This is a genomic window from Paenarthrobacter sp. NEAU-H11, from assembly GCF_050573415.1.
In the GTDB taxonomy this organism is placed as follows: Bacteria; Actinomycetota; Actinomycetes; order Actinomycetales; family Micrococcaceae; genus Arthrobacter.
Genome location: NZ_JBNZGA010000001.1, coordinates 48,314 through 61,933, shown reverse-complemented (window position 1 = coordinate 61,933; position 13,620 = coordinate 48,314). Strand labels below are relative to the sequence as shown.

Below are 13,620 nucleotides of genomic sequence, written 5' to 3'. Positions count from 1 at the left end.
GCAGGCGCCTTTCGCGTCTGCAAGGATGGTGTGGTGACTTCAGCTTCCGGCCCCGTCCTGCAGCGCAGCTCGGCCCTGACCCGGTGTCTCCTGGCGCCCAATCCAGGACCCATGAGCCTGGCGGGGACCAACTCCTACGTCCTGCACGCACCCGGTAACCCCGGCGCCGTGGTGGTGGATCCCGGTCCGTTCGACGAGGCCCACCTGGAGGCCCTGGCAGCGGCAGGCCCCGTGGACCTCATCCTCATCACCCACCGCCACGCGGACCACACAGCAGGTTCCGCCCGGCTCCATGGCTTGACCGGCGCCCCCGTGCGTGCCGCCGACGCCGTCCACTGCCACGGGAGCGGCACTCCTTTGCAGGATGGCGAAGTTCTTTCCGCCGCGGGCGTGGACATCCGGGTGGTGGCCACTCCCGGCCACACTTCCGATTCCGTGTGCTTCCACCTCCCCGGCGACGGTGCCCACGGCTCGGTCCTGACCGGGGACACCATCCTGGGCCGCGGCACCACAATGCTCGACTACCCTGACGGAACCCTCGCGGACTACCTTGCCTCCCTCGACCGGCTGGAAGCGATTGGCCCCGCCACAGTGCTTCCCGCCCATGGTCCCGTTCTTCCGTCGCTGGCGGAAATTGCGCGCGCCTACCGCAGCCACCGCCTCGAGCGGCTGGAACAGGTCCGCGCTGCGCTGGACACCCTGGGCCGGGACGCAACCGCCCGTGACGTCGCCGGCGCGGTGTATTCCGACGTCGACCCTTCCGTGCGGCGGGCCGCTGAAACGTCCGTGGCGGCGCAGCTCCACTACCTCCGGGGCACTGCGGCCCAGACGTAGCACTGGCAGGCGCGGGGTGGCGAGACGGTAGGGTAGGAGCCATGCGTATTGCCAGGTTTGTCGTTGATTCTGATCCCCTCTACGGCGTTGTCGAAGGTGACACGGGCAGTGAGGAAATCACTGTCATCCACGGAGACCCGTTCTTCAACGGGGTGGAGCGCACCTCCGTCCGCCACAAGCTGGAGGACGTCCGGCTGCTGGCCCCGATCATTCCCCGCAGCAAGGTCATCGGCGTGGGACGAAACTTCGTGGAGCACGCGCATGAACTCGGCAACGAAGTCCCGGCCCAGCCCCTCCTGTTCCTGAAGCCCAACACCGCCGTCGTGGGCCCCAACGATCCTGTAGTGCTGCCGGAGTTCTCCGAGGAAGTCTCCTTCGAAGCTGAGCTCTGCGTGGTCATCGGTAGGATCTGCAAGGACGTCCCTGAGGACCGCGTGGACGACGTCATCTTCGGCTACACGTGCGGCAACGACCTCACTGCCCGGGACGTCCAGAAAACCGACCTGCAGTGGACCCGGGCCAAGGGCTTTGACACCTCCGCGCCGCTGGGCCCGTGGATCGAGACAGAGCTGGATACCGAGGACCTGCAGATCCAGGGCAGGCTGAACGGGGAGCTGCGGCAGGACGGCAGCACCAGCCAGATGGTCAGGGGAGTGCGCGAACTGGTCTCCATTGTGTCCCAGGCTTTCACCCTCCTGCCCGGCGACGTCATCATGACGGGGACTCCGGCCGGCGTGGGACTCGTCAACGCGGGGGACCGCTTCGAAGTGGAGATTGAGGGCATCGGCCGCCTGTCCAACCCCATCGTGCGCCGCTGACGCCAGGCCCGCCTTCACCCCTGGCGGCAGACGGTAAAGTTGGAGCCACTATGACTACTGCTTCCGCGTCGACTGCTGCCTCCTTGCCCTCCGTTTCTGCCGACACTCCCGTACGGGTCCGGTTCTGCCCGTCACCCACGGGCACCCCGCACGTGGGGCTGATCCGCACGGCACTGTTCAACTGGGCCCATGCCAAGCACACCAAGGGCACCTTCGTCTTCCGCATCGAGGACACGGACGCTGCACGCGACTCGGAGGAGAGCTACCAGCAGCTGCTGGAAGCATTGAAGTGGCTCGGCATCACCTGGGAAGAGGGCGTGGAAGTGGGCGGGCCCCACGAACCGTACCGGCAGTCGCAGCGGCTGGACCTTTACAAGGACGTCGTGGCCAAGCTGATCGAGGCCGGCTACGCCTATGAGTGCTACTCGTCCCCCGAGGAGGTCGAGGCGCGCCACCGCGCGGCCGGCCGCGACCCCAAGCTCGGCTACGACAACTTTGACCGCGAGCTGACCGAAGATCAGGTGGCTGCCTTCAGGTCCGAAGGCCGGCAGCCGGTACTCCGGGTCCGGATGCCCGATGAAGACGTCACGTTCACCGACCTGGTCCGCGGCGAGATCACCTTCAAAGCCGGCAGTATCCCGGATTACGTCATCGTGCGTGCGGACGGGTCCCCCCTGTACACCCTGGTAAACCCCGTGGACGACGCCCTCATGGGCATTACCCACGTACTGCGCGGCGAGGACCTGCTGTCCTCCACACCGCGCCAGGTTGTCCTCATCCGCGCCCTGATGGAAATCGGTGTTGCCAGCTACATGCCGGAGTTCGGCCACCTGCCCTACGTGATGGGCGAAGGCAACAAGAAGCTGTCCAAGCGTGATCCGCAGTCCAACCTCTTCCTGCTGCGCGACCGCGGCTTCATTCCCGAGGGCCTCCTGAATTACCTGTCCCTGCTGGGCTGGAGCCTGTCCGCGGACGAGGACATCTTCACCGTGGACCAGCTGATCGAAAACTTCGATGTCCACGACGTTCTGGCCAACCCTGCGCGCTTTGACATCAAGAAGGCCGAAGCCATCAACGGGACCCACATCCGGATGCTCGCGCCGGGGGACTTCCGGGAGCGGCTGGTGCCGTACCTGCGCACCGCGGGCTACGTGGGGGAGCAGCTCACGGCGCGGCAGGAGGAAATCCTCACCGAGGCCGCGCCGCTGATCCAGGAGCGCATCACGCTCCTGGGCGAGGCGCCCGACATGCTCGGATTCCTGTTCAAGGATGACGACGCCATCGATGTAGCGGACGACGCCCGGAAGGGACTTCCGGAGAACCTTGGGGAGGTCCTCGATGCGGCAATCGCCGCCCTGGACGGCGTGCAGGAGTGGACGGCGGAAGAAATCCAGGCTGCCCTGAAACGGACCCTGGTTGAGGAGCTGGGCATCAAGCCCCGGCTCGCCTTCGGACCGGTGCGTACGGCTGTTTCCGGCCGCCGCATCTCGCCGCCGCTCTTCGAGTCCATGGTGATCCTCGGCCGGGAATCCTCACTCCGCAGGCTCCGGGCCTTCCGCGGCTGATGTCAGCTCCCACCGCTGCCTCCACCAGTTTCCTGGACACGCCCTTCGGGGCGGTGCGGGGGATCCTGTTCGACATCGACGACACACTGGTGGACCTCGAGTTCTCGATGACAACCGCGCTGCGGGAAGTCAGCGAACACCTCCTGCCCGGACTGGACCAGGCCGGGTGGGAGAGGTTCGGCCGTATCTTTACGCACGAAACCACCCACTATTACGACCGCTACCTGGCCGGTGAACTCACGTTCAACGAGCAGCGGCTGCTGCGCGGCCGTGCCGCCCTGGGCCACTTCGGCGTCGAGTTGGACGAGGGCGAGCAGTCCCACCAGTGGCTGGCGGCCTACATTGAAAAGCAGCCCGCCTACGTAAAGCCCTTTCCGGATGTCATGCCGCTGCTGGACGTCCTGGACCAGGCAGGCATCCCTTACGGGGCGGTCAGCAACAACGTGCATGATTACCAGCGCGCCAAGCTGGACGGAGCCGGACTGGAACGCGTCCGGCGGCTGGTGGGGACGGACACGCTGGGCGTGGCGAAGCCCGATCCGGCCATCTACCTGGAAGGTGTCCGGCTGCTGGGTACCGCACCGGCCGACACGCTCTATGTGGGCGACAACCGGCTCCTGGACGCGGAGGGCTCGACGGCGGCGGGGCTGGTCGGCGTTTGGCTCAACAGGGTGGGGGAGCCGGTGGCGGAGTTTGAAGGCAACGCCGTGTCCTCGCTGGCAGAGCTGGTCGGCTAGGAAGCGCTCCGGGCAGGGGTCCGGCCGTCCTCCCCGCCCGGGGAAGTTCCGCTCTGCTCGGCCCGTTCACGCAGGCCGGCCAGCATTTTGCGGATCATCCAGAAGTCGGCAACTTCCAGCAGTGCCGAGAACGCAATGGATGCCGGCGACCACCGGATGCGGGAGCGGATCCGGGTGAGGAGCCGGGTGGTTCCGTCCGGTTGCGGGTCAAGCTGCCAAACCCATGTGGTGTCACCCGGGGTTCCCCAGACCATGGAGCGCGGGTAGTCCATTGAGTAGACGTTGATACCGTGCTTGCCGTCCGGACTCATCGGCAGTGTGTCGCCCGGTTCCAGGGCCTGCCATTCGGGGCGGATCTGCCTGGCGCTGGGACGTCCGAGGTTGTCCAGCAGGTCATAGCTGTACCACCCGGCCCGCCGCACCCCGACCTGGACAAGCCAGGGCCAGATCCGTTCGGGTGCAGCTCCGACTGAGATGGCACGGGTGGCGTTGAAAGTCGGAGACCGCACCAGGTCATCACCCGGCAACGCCCGGGCCACCTCATCAGGGGTTGCGCCCCACGTCAAGTGCCGGGGGCGCCAGGCCCGAGCCCACGCCGCGACCCCGGCCGCACCGAGCAAACCGATGACTGTCCGCGCCCTCCAAGCCATTGCGTCGCCCCTTCCGTCCGTCCATTCACTATGCAAGGATGTCGTGGCCAGCATCACCCGCGCCGATTTGTGCGAGCCAAGAGTCTCAGGTAAAGTAATTTCTCGTGCTGAGGCGCACGGAGCAGGGTAAAGCCCCTGAAATCCGGCCCGAAAGTATCATTGGGATATGGTGTAATTGGCAACACTACGGTTTCTGGTACCGTCATTCTAGGTTCGAGTCCTGGTATCCCAGCTCTGGTTTGAGCAGCAGTTCCAAGCTCGAAACAGACGGTTTCAGCCGGTCCGCCGATTTGAAACCAAAGCAAAGTGTGTGAAAGAATCACTGAGCTTGATCAGCGGAAACGCTGGCAAAAGTACGGAAATGTACACGGCCCCATCGTATAGCGGCCTAGTACGCCGCCCTCTCACGGCGGTAACGCGGGTTCGAATCCCGCTGGGGTCACCACCGAAATGGTCCCGGGCAAACGCCCGGGGCCATTTTGTTTTGCCATGGCCCCGGGTAGTGCGCAATACGCCGCGACGGCGCCGCCGATTGCCGTAAGCGTCGTCGCGTGACTCGCCGGAACTGCGGCTGCTGTCGATGTGAACTGGCATGATGATGCTGTGACCTCCCGGAACGAGCAAGACGCCCCGCAGGATCCGCAGCGCAAACCTTCCGGCAGTGCTGCGGCCTCTGCGGCCTTAACGCTGCTCGAAGAGGTGCGCAATGATCTTGCGGCGGCGGAGCTGCCCCTTGCCCTGCCGGATGCTGAGCTGGCGCGCCGCGAGGCCGCCAGCGCCGTGGCCCAGCTCGATGACTACATCCTCCCGCGGTACCGCAGCCTTGACGCTCCGCTCCTGGCCGTCGTCGGAGGTTCAACCGGAGCCGGCAAGTCGACACTCGTGAACGGGATCGTAGGCCACCCGGTAACCCGTGCAGGCGCCATCCGCCCCACTACCCGCCAGCCCATCCTCCTGCACCACCCGTCGGAGGCGGCCTGGTTCGAGGGCCAGCGCGTGCTGCCGAGCTTGAACAGGATCCGCGGTTCCATCGTCAGCAGTCCCGTGCCCGCCAACCGGGCAGGAGCGGTTCCGGACGCCGCTGCAATGTCATCCCTCGTCCTCGTGGCGGACCCCGGGGTGCCCGCAGGAATCGCTGTCCTCGACGCCCCCGATGTGGATTCCATCTCGGATGACAACCGCAAGCTGGCAGCCCAGCTGCTGGCCGCCGCCGACCTGTGGGTCTTCGTCACCACCGCCAACCGTTATGCCGACGCCGTTCCATGGAAACTGCTCCTGAATGCAGCCTCGCGGGACATCATGGTGGGGGTGGTCCTGGACAGGGTCCCTCCGGCGGCGGAGGCAGAAGTCAGCGAGGACCTGCGCGGCCTCCTGGACCGCGAAGGCCTGGGGGCGGCGCAGATGTTCGTGATACCTGAAACCAGCCTGGATCCCATGGGCATGCTCCCCGCCGGGGCGGTCCAGCCGCTGCGGACCTGGCTGACAGGGCTGGCCGCTGACGCCGCCGGCCGGTCCGACATTGCCCGCCGCACGCTGAACGGAAACGTCAGGGCGATGGCGGAGCGTGTCTCTGCCGTTGCGCAGGCAGCACGGGAGCAGCAGCATGCGGCCGCGAACCTGGAGGGCGCCGCCGTCTCCGCCTATGAGGCCGCTGCGGACCGCATCCTGGACGCGACAAGGGATGGCGCGCTCCTGAGGGGCGAAGTGCTGGCCCGCTGGCAGGACTTCGTGGGCACGGGAGAATTTTTCCGGGCCCTCGAACAGAATGTGGGCCGCTTCCGTGACAGGGTGGGTGCCTTCTTCCGGGGTGAACCGGCGCCCGCGGTAAGGGTGGAAGCAGCCATCGAGACTGGCCTGCAGGCTGTCATTGTTGACGAAGCAGCCAACGCCGCCGAGGACACGGACCAGCGCTGGCGCAACGACCCCGCCGGCCGGCAGCTGCTGGGGACTGATGATCTCTCCGGCACGATGCCGGGCTTCGAGGACCGCGCGGCCGCCGAGATCCGGGCGTGGCAGGAAGCACTGATGGAACTGATCCGCACCGAGGGCCAGGGCAAGCGGACCCAGGCGCGCTGGCTGTCCTTCGGCATCAACGGGCTGGGCGCCGCGCTGATGATCGTGGTGTTTTCGATGACGGCGGGACTCACCGGACTGGAGGTGGGCGTAGCAGGAGGCACCGCCGTCGTGGGCCAGCGGCTGCTCGAAGCGGTTTTCGGCGAGGACGCCGTCAGGCGGATGGCCGAACAAGCGCGCAAGGACCTGCACGCCCGCTGCCAGCGGCTGCTGCAGGAGGAGAGACGCAGGTTCCTCGCCCGGCTGCCGGAATACGACGGAAGCGCGCCCGAAGCCCTCGCCGCCCACGCCGCATCACTGCTCCGGCTGGCGGACAAGGCATGAGCCGCCACAGCGATACCCGCGAGTCGTCCCGGCTTGACCGGCGGCTCTCAGCCCTCAACGATGCGCGGGAACTTGGCGAAGGAGTCCTTCCGGATGAGTCCCTGCAGGAGGTCTTTAGCGTCCTGGAACGCGCAAGTTCACGGCGCTCCCTCTCCGCCGACCACACCGTGGTGGGCTTCTTTGGCGCCACAGGAAGCGGAAAGTCCTCCCTCTTCAACGCGGTCAGCGGCGCGGAAATTGCGACGGCGGCAGCCCGCCGTCCCACCACATCGGAACCTTTGGCAGGGGTGTGGGGGGCGGAAGGCAGCGAGCCGCTGCTCGACTGGCTCGAAGTCCGCAACCGCCATCACGCCGCCGCCGTCGATGGGTTCGCGGACGAAGGCACTGGCCTGATCCTGCTGGACCTGCCGGACTTTGACTCCACCAAGGCGTCCAACCGCGAAGTGGTGCAGCGGATGGTGGGGCTGGTGGACGTGCTGGTGTGGGTCCTTGACCCCCAGAAGTACGCGGACGCTGCCGTGCACAACGACTTCCTGTCCCGCCTGGCCTCCCACGGAGCCGTGACCCTGGTGGTCCTCAACCAGGTGGACAGGCTGCCGGAGCGCGATGTGCAGCCCGTCCTGGAATCCCTGCGCTCCATCCTTGCCCGGGACGGACTTGGCAAGGTCCAGGTGCTTGCGGCCTCCGCCTTGACGGGGGCCGGGGTGGACCAGGTCCGTGCGGCCATCCGTGGTGTTGCGGTCAAGCGGAAAGCCCAGGCCCAGCGGCTTGCAGCGGATATCTCAAAGGCGTCGGCCGACCTTGGTGCCGTGTCGGGCGAGGGGACTGCTGCCGGTGTCCGGCCTGCAGCCAGGACACGCCTGGCTGATGAGCTGGCCATCGCAGCGAACGTGCCGGTGGTGGTGCAGGCGGTGGCGCAGTCCTACCGGCTGGAGTCAGTGAAGCGCACGGGGTGGCCGGTGACCCGGTGGTTGTCCAGGTTCCGTGCGGATCCGCTGCGCCGGCTCAACCTGCGCAGCGCGGCGCCGTCGGAGTTGAACCGGACGTCGCTGCCGCCGGCAGGGGCGCCGGAACGGGCGCGCACGGACGCAGCGGTGCGGGAGTTCGCCGACGCCGCCAGTGCCGGTGCCCCCGGCCCCTGGCGTGCAGCCATCCGGGGGGCCGCCCGGGAAGGCAGGGAGCGGTTGCCTGATGCCCTGGACCAGGCCATCGCCGGAACGGACCTCGCCGCGAACCGTAAATCCTGGTGGTGGGGAGTCTTTAACGTGGTGCAGTGGCTGGCCCTGCTGACTGTGCTGGGTGGCTTGGGCTGGCTAGGTGTCCTGGCGGCACTGGGATACTTCCAGATGCCCGTGCCGGAGGTGCCCCGGGTCGAAGGATGGCCTGTGCCCACGCTGATGATCGCTTTTGGGGTGGCCTTGGGGATCTTCCTTGCCATCACGGGCCGCATTATTGCAGCCGCCGCGGCCAATGCACGGGCGGCGAGGGCACGGAAGCGGTTGAATGCCGCAGTGGCCGCGGTGGCGCAGGAACTCGTCGTGGAACCCGTGGAGGTGGAGGTCAGCCGGCTGGCCGGCTTTAACTCCGCGCTCCGGACGGCTGCGGCCGGATAGGGCCTGCGCGGCCGGGCAGGCGAGCTAAGCCCCGCTCGCCGCGAGTTCGGCGGCGGCGTCCCTTACCTTGAGCAGGGTGCGCAGGTTGCGCGTAGTGGTCGCGGCTTTGAATTTGGCTTTCGCGGAAATCTTGCTGAAGGGGCTGTCCAGCGTTCCGCCGGCCGGTGCCAGCCAGGCGAGGGCCTCCGGACCCAGCCTCTCCTGTTCGTTTCCCTCCAGCGCCGCCCCTGCCGCATCGAGTTCATCGAGGACCCCCGTGTCCGAGGAGAGCGTGATGTAGCTGTGGGTGGTTTTGTCGTCCTCGGGGTAGGGGCAGGCGGCCACGAGGTCCGACAGCCGGGCTGACTCGAGGACCACCACCCAGGCGTCATAGCCGAACGTGTCCCGCAGGCATTTTTCGCATTCGCGTTTGACGGCGTCCGCGTCCAGGGGGCTGGCCAGGACCACATTTCCGCTGGCAAGCAGGGTGCGGGCGTCAGCAAAGCCTGCGGCCTTGAGCGCCTCCCGCAGATCAGCCATCTTGATGTTGATGCCGCCCACGTTGATGCCGCGAAGAAACACTGCGTAGCTGCCCATGCCGAAAATCCTAGCCCGACGGCGCCGGTACGGGCCGCCGGTTGGTGTCAGCGCGTCAGTCGTTGTTCTTCCGCAGGGCCTCGGTGAGGATGCGGCCGGCATTGCAGACCACTTCCGCATGCAGCCTGCCGGGCTGGCGGGTGAGCCGCTCGATGGGTCCGGAAATGGAAACTGCCGCGATCACCCGGCCGGACGGCCCGCGCACCGGCGCCGAAACTGAGGCCACCCCGGGCTCGCGTTCGCCGAGGCTCTGGCCCCAGCCCCGCCGTCGTACACCAGCCAGGACGGTAGGCGTAAAGCGGGCTGACTGCAGCCCCTCGAGCAGGCGGTCGTGGTCCTCCCAGGCGAGCAGCACCTGGGCGGCTGATCCTGCCTTCATGGACAGCTGCGTGCCTACGGGAATGGTGTCACGAAGGCCGATGGGCCGTTCGGCCGACGCCACGCATACCCGCCAGTCACCCTGGCGGCGGAAAATCTGGGCGCTTTCGCCGGTGGCGTCGCGCAGCTGCATCAGGACGGGCCCGGCGGAGGCGATCAAGCGGTCCTCGCCCGCGGCGGAGGCCAGTTCAACCAGCCGGCTCCCCAGGACGAACCGGCCTTGGATATCACGGCTTACCAGCCGGTGGTGCACCAGGGCGAGGGCAAGCCGGTGCACAGTGGGGCGGGCCAGGCCGGTGGCCGCCACGAGCTGCGCGAGGGTGGTGGGGCCGGCTTCCAGTGCATCAAGCACCTGGGCCGCTTTATCAATGACACCGACTCCACTAGAATTGTCCATGTAATGATATTGCCGTCTCAATATCTGAGATGCAAATCTTTCGGCTGGCGCAGTGCGGAGCCGTCCTGATTCAGTTGATCTCATCAGCCAAACAGCAGTGAAGGGAGATGGCCATGGCAAAGACATTGGCCGAGAAAGTCTGGGACGCACACGTGGTGCGCAAAGGTGATGGTGATGGAGCCAACGCCCAGCCCGACCTTCTCTTCATCGACCTCCACCTGGTCCACGAGGTCACGTCTCCGCAGGCATTCGAAGGCCTGCGGCTGGCCGGCCGCAAGCTGCGCCGGCCGGACCTGACCATCGCGACGGAGGACCACAACACTCCCACGCTGGACATCGACAAGCCTATCGCCGACCTGACCAGCCGCACCCAGATCCAGACGCTGCGCAACAACTGCGCAGAGTTCGGTGTGCGGCTGCACAGCCTCGGCGACGCCGAGCAGGGCATCGTCCACGTCGTGGGCCCGCAGCTGGGCCTCACCCAGCCGGGCATGACCGTTGTCTGCGGTGACTCGCACACCTCCACCCACGGTGCCTTCGGTGCGCTGGCCATGGGCATCGGCACTTCCGAGGTGGAGCACGTCATGGCCACCCAGACCCTCTCCCTGAAGCCGTTCAAGACGATGGCCATCAATGTCGAGGGAACGCTGCGTCCCGGCGTGACGGCGAAGGACATCATCCTGGCCGTGATCGCCAAGATCGGCACCGGCGGCGGCCAGGGCTACGTCCTGGAATACCGCGGCTCCGCCATCCGGGCGCTGTCCATGGACGCGCGCATGACCATCTGCAACATGTCCATCGAAGCGGGTGCCAGGGCCGGCCTCGTTGCGCCGGACCAGACCACCTACGACTACATGAAGGGCCGCCCGCACGCGCCGGAAGGCGCGGACTGGGATGCCGCCGTCGAGTACTGGAACACCCTGCGGACCGACGACGACGCCGTCTTCGATGCCCAGGTGGACCTGGACGCCGACACCCTGGAGCCGTTCGTCACCTGGGGCACCAACCCTGGCCAGGGCGTCTCCCTGTCCGAGTCCGTCCCGTCTCCGGAGGATTTCGGTGACGAGAACGCCAAGGCAGCGGCCGAGCGGGCACTGCAGTACATGGGCCTCAAGGCTGGCACGCCGATGAAGGACATCCGGGTGGACACCGTGTTCCTGGGTTCCTGCACCAACTCCCGGATGGAGGACCTGCGTGCCGCGGCGGACATCATCCGCGGGCGCCGGAAGGATCCCAACATCCGCATGCTCGTGGTGCCGGGGTCGGCACGCGTGCGGCTGGAAGCGGAGGCCGAAGGCCTGGACCGCGTGTTCAAGGATTTCGGCGCTGAATGGCGCTTTGCCGGCTGCTCCATGTGCCTCGGCATGAACCCGGACCAGCTGGACGTGGGGGAGCGCTGCGCGTCCACCTCCAACCGCAACTTCGAAGGGCGCCAGGGCAAAGGCGGCCGCACCCACCTGGTCTCCCCGGTGGTTGCCGCAGCCACTGCCATCCGAGGCACGCTGAGTTCGCCGTCGGACCTCGATCCGGCTCCCGAATCCGCCGCCATCCGCACCGACGCAGCCTAGGACACGCCATGGAAAAGTTCACCACCCACACCGGAATCGGCGTCCCGCTGCGGCAGAGCAACGTGGACACGGACCAGATCATCCCCGCCGTCTACCTCAAGCGGATTACCCGGACCGGCTTCGAGGACGCGCTGTTCTCGGCGTGGCGCAAGGACCCGTCCTTCATCCTGAACAAGGAGCCGTTCAACGCCGGGTCCGTCCTGGTCGCAGGCCCGGACTTCGGAACAGGATCGTCCCGCGAGCACGCCGTCTGGGCGCTGAAGGACTACGGCTTCAAGGCCGTCCTCTCTTCCCGCTTCGCCGACATCTTCCGTGGGAATTCCGGCAAGCAGGGCCTGCTGGCCGCCGAGCTCTCCCAGGATGACATCGAGCTGATCTGGAAAGAACTGGAGAACGCTCCGGGGACCGAAGTCACTGTGGACCTGGTGTCCAAGACCGTGGTGTGCGGAAACATCGTTGCGCCCTTCGAGATTGACGACTACACGCGCTGGCGCCTGCTCGAGGGCCTGGACGACATCGGGCTGACCCTGCAGCATGAGGCGGACATCACGGCCTACGAGGCGACCCGTCCTTCGTTCAAGCCGAAAACCCTGCCGGCACGCCTTTCCTCCAACGGCTGAAGCAGCCGCGCAGGGCCGACGGCGGCACGCCACGCCCTGCCGCCGTCGCCCGCGTATTTCGGTTAGGTAACGCAACCTCCTATGCTTGGTTGGAGCCTTTGCAAGGATTTGGGGGCGAGTGATCGTAAGGAAACCGGTATATGAGTAGTGTTCTGACAATCCGCGGCGGAGTCCCGCTTACAGGCCGCGTCAGCGTCCGGGGAGCAAAGAACCTTGTTCCCAAGGCGATGGTGGCAGCGTTGCTGGGCAACGAACCGTCGGTGTTGCGGAACGTGCCGGAGATCAAGGACGTGGAGGTCGTCACCTCCCTCCTGCAGCTCCATGGCGTGACCGTGGTGAAGGACCCGGTGACCGGCGACCTCACGCTGGACCCCAAGGCCGCCAAGACGGCGTCCAGCACCGCCATCGACGCCCACGCGGGCGACTCCCGGATCCCCATCCTGCTTTGCGGGCCGCTGATCCACGCGATCGGCGAGGCGTTCATCCCCGACCTCGGCGGCTGCAAGATCGGCGACCGGCCCATTGACTACCACCTGGACGTCCTGCGCCAGTTCGGTGCCGTGGTGGAGAAGCGGCCCGGCGGCATCCACATCTCAGCCCCCAAGGGCCTGCACGGCGCCAAGATCTCCCTGCCCTACCCTTCCGTGGGCGCCACCGAGCAGGTGCTGCTGAGCGCCACGCGCGCCGAGGGCATCACCGAGCTGTCCGGTGCTGCAACAGAGCCGGAAATCATCGACCTCATCGCCGTGCTGCAGAAGATGGGCGCCATCATCAGCGTCCAGACTGACCGCACCATCCGCATCGAGGGCGTCCGCGACCTCGGCGGCTACAACCACCGGGCGCTTTCGGACCGCAACGAATCGGCGTCGTGGGCTTCTGCGGCACTGGTGACCAAGGGTGACATCTTCGTTGAAGGCGCCTCCCAGCGGGACATGATGACCTTCCTGAACACCTACCGCAAGGTGGGCGGCGGCATGGACATCGGTGAAGACGGCATCCGTTTCTACCACCGCGGCGGGAAGCTCAATCCGCTGGTGCTGGAGACTGACGTGCACCCCGGCTTCATGACGGACTGGCAGCAGCCGCTGGTGGTGGCCCTGACCCAGGCCGAAGGCGTCTCCATCGTCCACGAGACGGTCTACGAGAACCGCTTCGGCTTCACGGACGCGCTCATCCGGATGGGCGCCAGCATCCAGGTGCACCGCGAGTGCCTGGGCAGCGTGCCGTGCCGTTTTGGCCAGCGCAACTTCCTGCATTCCGCGGTGATCTCCGGACCCACCCAGCTCAAGGGCACCGACATCGATGTTCCGGACCTGCGCGGCGGCTTCAGCCACCTGATTGCCGCCCTCGCGGCCACCGGCACCTCCCGCGTCACGGGGATCGACATCATCAACCGCGGCTACGAGCGCTTCACTGAAAAGCTGGCCGGCCTTGGCGCCGACTTCGACATCACCACAGAGAAGTAGC

At 66.8% G+C, this 13,620-nt stretch carries 12 protein-coding genes and 2 tRNA genes; 11 read left to right on the top strand and 3 right to left on the bottom strand.

All coding sequences use genetic code 11. The features are described from left to right. Positions 1–33: 33 nt before the first annotated feature. The 4 genes from ACQ3DC_RS00305 to ACQ3DC_RS00290 are packed head-to-tail and all read left to right on the top strand — an operon-like array spanning position 34 to position 3,954. Positions 34–834, top strand: a complete 801-nt coding sequence (locus ACQ3DC_RS00305; RefSeq protein ID WP_430751297.1) for an MBL fold metallo-hydrolase — start codon at positions 34–36, stop codon at positions 832–834. 41 nt (positions 835–875) lie between these two features. Beyond that, the gene (locus ACQ3DC_RS00300; protein ID WP_321213817.1) at positions 876–1,652 is read left to right on the top strand and encodes a fumarylacetoacetate hydrolase family protein; all 777 of its coding nucleotides are present in this window, start codon (positions 876–878) and stop codon (positions 1,650–1,652) included. 50 nt (positions 1,653–1,702) lie between these two features. Next, complete coding sequence (gene gltX / locus ACQ3DC_RS00295; protein ID WP_430751296.1) at positions 1,703–3,217, top strand: glutamate--tRNA ligase; 1,515 nt, start codon at positions 1,703–1,705, stop codon at positions 3,215–3,217. Further along, a complete protein-coding gene (locus ACQ3DC_RS00290) occupies positions 3,217–3,954 on the top strand; it encodes an HAD family hydrolase (protein ID WP_157241885.1) in 738 nt (245 codons plus the stop codon). The genes gltX and ACQ3DC_RS00290 overlap by 1 nt, the downstream gene beginning before the upstream one ends. On the opposite strand, the gene ACQ3DC_RS00285 is transcribed toward ACQ3DC_RS00290, so the two are convergent. Continuing rightward, positions 3,951–4,604 (bottom strand): hypothetical protein, encoded by a 654-nt coding sequence (locus ACQ3DC_RS00285; RefSeq protein ID WP_430751295.1) that lies wholly within the window; start codon positions 4,602–4,604, stop codon positions 3,951–3,953. The two genes, ACQ3DC_RS00290 and ACQ3DC_RS00285, sit on opposite strands and share 4 nt — an antisense overlap. Before the next feature lie 160 nt (positions 4,605–4,764). Here ACQ3DC_RS00285 and ACQ3DC_RS00280 point away from each other — a divergent pair. The 4 genes from ACQ3DC_RS00280 (at position 4,765) to ACQ3DC_RS00265 (ending at position 8,614) form a co-directional block, all read left to right on the top strand. Continuing rightward, positions 4,765–4,836: transfer RNA gene (locus tag ACQ3DC_RS00280), tRNA-Gln, on the top strand. Between the two features lie 137 nt (positions 4,837–4,973). After that, positions 4,974–5,049, top strand: a tRNA-Glu gene (locus tag ACQ3DC_RS00275). Positions 5,050–5,207: 158 nt separating this feature from the next. After that, positions 5,208–7,001 carry a dynamin family protein gene (locus ACQ3DC_RS00270; RefSeq protein ID WP_430751294.1) on the top strand — a complete coding sequence of 598 codons (1,794 nt, stop codon included), beginning with the start codon at positions 5,208–5,210 and terminating at the stop codon, positions 6,999–7,001. Next, positions 6,998–8,614 carry a GTPase gene (locus tag ACQ3DC_RS00265; protein WP_430751293.1) on the top strand — a complete coding sequence of 539 codons (1,617 nt, stop codon included), beginning with the start codon at positions 6,998–7,000 and terminating at the stop codon, positions 8,612–8,614. The genes ACQ3DC_RS00270 and ACQ3DC_RS00265 overlap by 4 nt, the downstream gene beginning before the upstream one ends. Positions 8,615–8,638: 24 nt before the next feature. Here ACQ3DC_RS00265 and ACQ3DC_RS00260 read toward each other — a convergent pair whose 3' ends face one another. Beyond that, positions 8,639–9,190 (bottom strand): DUF1697 domain-containing protein, encoded by a 552-nt coding sequence (locus ACQ3DC_RS00260; RefSeq protein ID WP_157241890.1) that lies wholly within the window; start codon positions 9,188–9,190, stop codon positions 8,639–8,641. A gap of 55 nt (positions 9,191–9,245) precedes the next feature. Next, on the bottom strand, positions 9,246–9,965 hold the full coding sequence (locus ACQ3DC_RS00255) for an IclR family transcriptional regulator (RefSeq protein WP_009356552.1): 720 nt from the start codon (positions 9,963–9,965) through the stop codon (positions 9,246–9,248). Between the two features lie 113 nt (positions 9,966–10,078). Here ACQ3DC_RS00255 and leuC point away from each other — a divergent pair, with 113 nt between their 5' ends. The 3 genes from leuC (at position 10,079) to murA (ending at position 13,619) form a co-directional block, all read left to right on the top strand. Continuing rightward, entirely contained in the window at positions 10,079–11,533 is a 1,455-nt protein-coding gene (leuC, locus tag ACQ3DC_RS00250) for a 3-isopropylmalate dehydratase large subunit (protein ID WP_157241891.1), read from the top strand. 8 nt (positions 11,534–11,541) lie between these two features. After that, entirely contained in the window at positions 11,542–12,153 is a 612-nt protein-coding gene (leuD, locus tag ACQ3DC_RS00245; RefSeq protein WP_157241892.1) for a 3-isopropylmalate dehydratase small subunit, read from the top strand. Positions 12,154–12,293: 140 nt separating this feature from the next. Beyond that, positions 12,294–13,619, top strand: coding sequence for a UDP-N-acetylglucosamine 1-carboxyvinyltransferase (gene murA / locus ACQ3DC_RS00240; RefSeq protein WP_157241893.1), 1,326 nt, complete (start codon positions 12,294–12,296; stop codon positions 13,617–13,619). Position 13,620 lies beyond the last annotated feature (1 nt).

Bases quoted from the DNA above. Each gene is read 5' to 3' on its own strand.
- ACQ3DC_RS00300 (WP_321213817.1), top strand. From the start codon at position 876: ATGCGTATTGCCAGGTTTGTCGTTGATTCTGATCCCCTCTACGGCGTT.
- gltX (WP_430751296.1), top strand. From the start codon at position 1,703: ATGACTACTGCTTCCGCGTCGACTGCTGCCTCCTTGCCCTCCGTTTCT.
- ACQ3DC_RS00290 (WP_157241885.1), top strand. From the start codon at position 3,217: ATGTCAGCTCCCACCGCTGCCTCCACCAGTTTCCTGGACACGCCCTTC.
- ACQ3DC_RS00285 (WP_430751295.1), bottom strand. From the start codon at position 4,604: ATGGCTTGGAGGGCGCGGACAGTCATCGGTTTGCTCGGTGCGGCCGGG.
- ACQ3DC_RS00265 (WP_430751293.1), top strand. From the start codon at position 6,998: ATGAGCCGCCACAGCGATACCCGCGAGTCGTCCCGGCTTGACCGGCGG.
- ACQ3DC_RS00260 (WP_157241890.1), bottom strand. From the start codon at position 9,190: ATGGGCAGCTACGCAGTGTTTCTTCGCGGCATCAACGTGGGCGGCATC.
- ACQ3DC_RS00255 (WP_009356552.1), bottom strand. From the start codon at position 9,965: ATGGACAATTCTAGTGGAGTCGGTGTCATTGATAAAGCGGCCCAGGTG.
- leuC (WP_157241891.1), top strand. From the start codon at position 10,079: ATGGCAAAGACATTGGCCGAGAAAGTCTGGGACGCACACGTGGTGCGC.
- leuD (WP_157241892.1), top strand. From the start codon at position 11,542: ATGGAAAAGTTCACCACCCACACCGGAATCGGCGTCCCGCTGCGGCAG.
- murA (WP_157241893.1), top strand. From the start codon at position 12,294: ATGAGTAGTGTTCTGACAATCCGCGGCGGAGTCCCGCTTACAGGCCGC.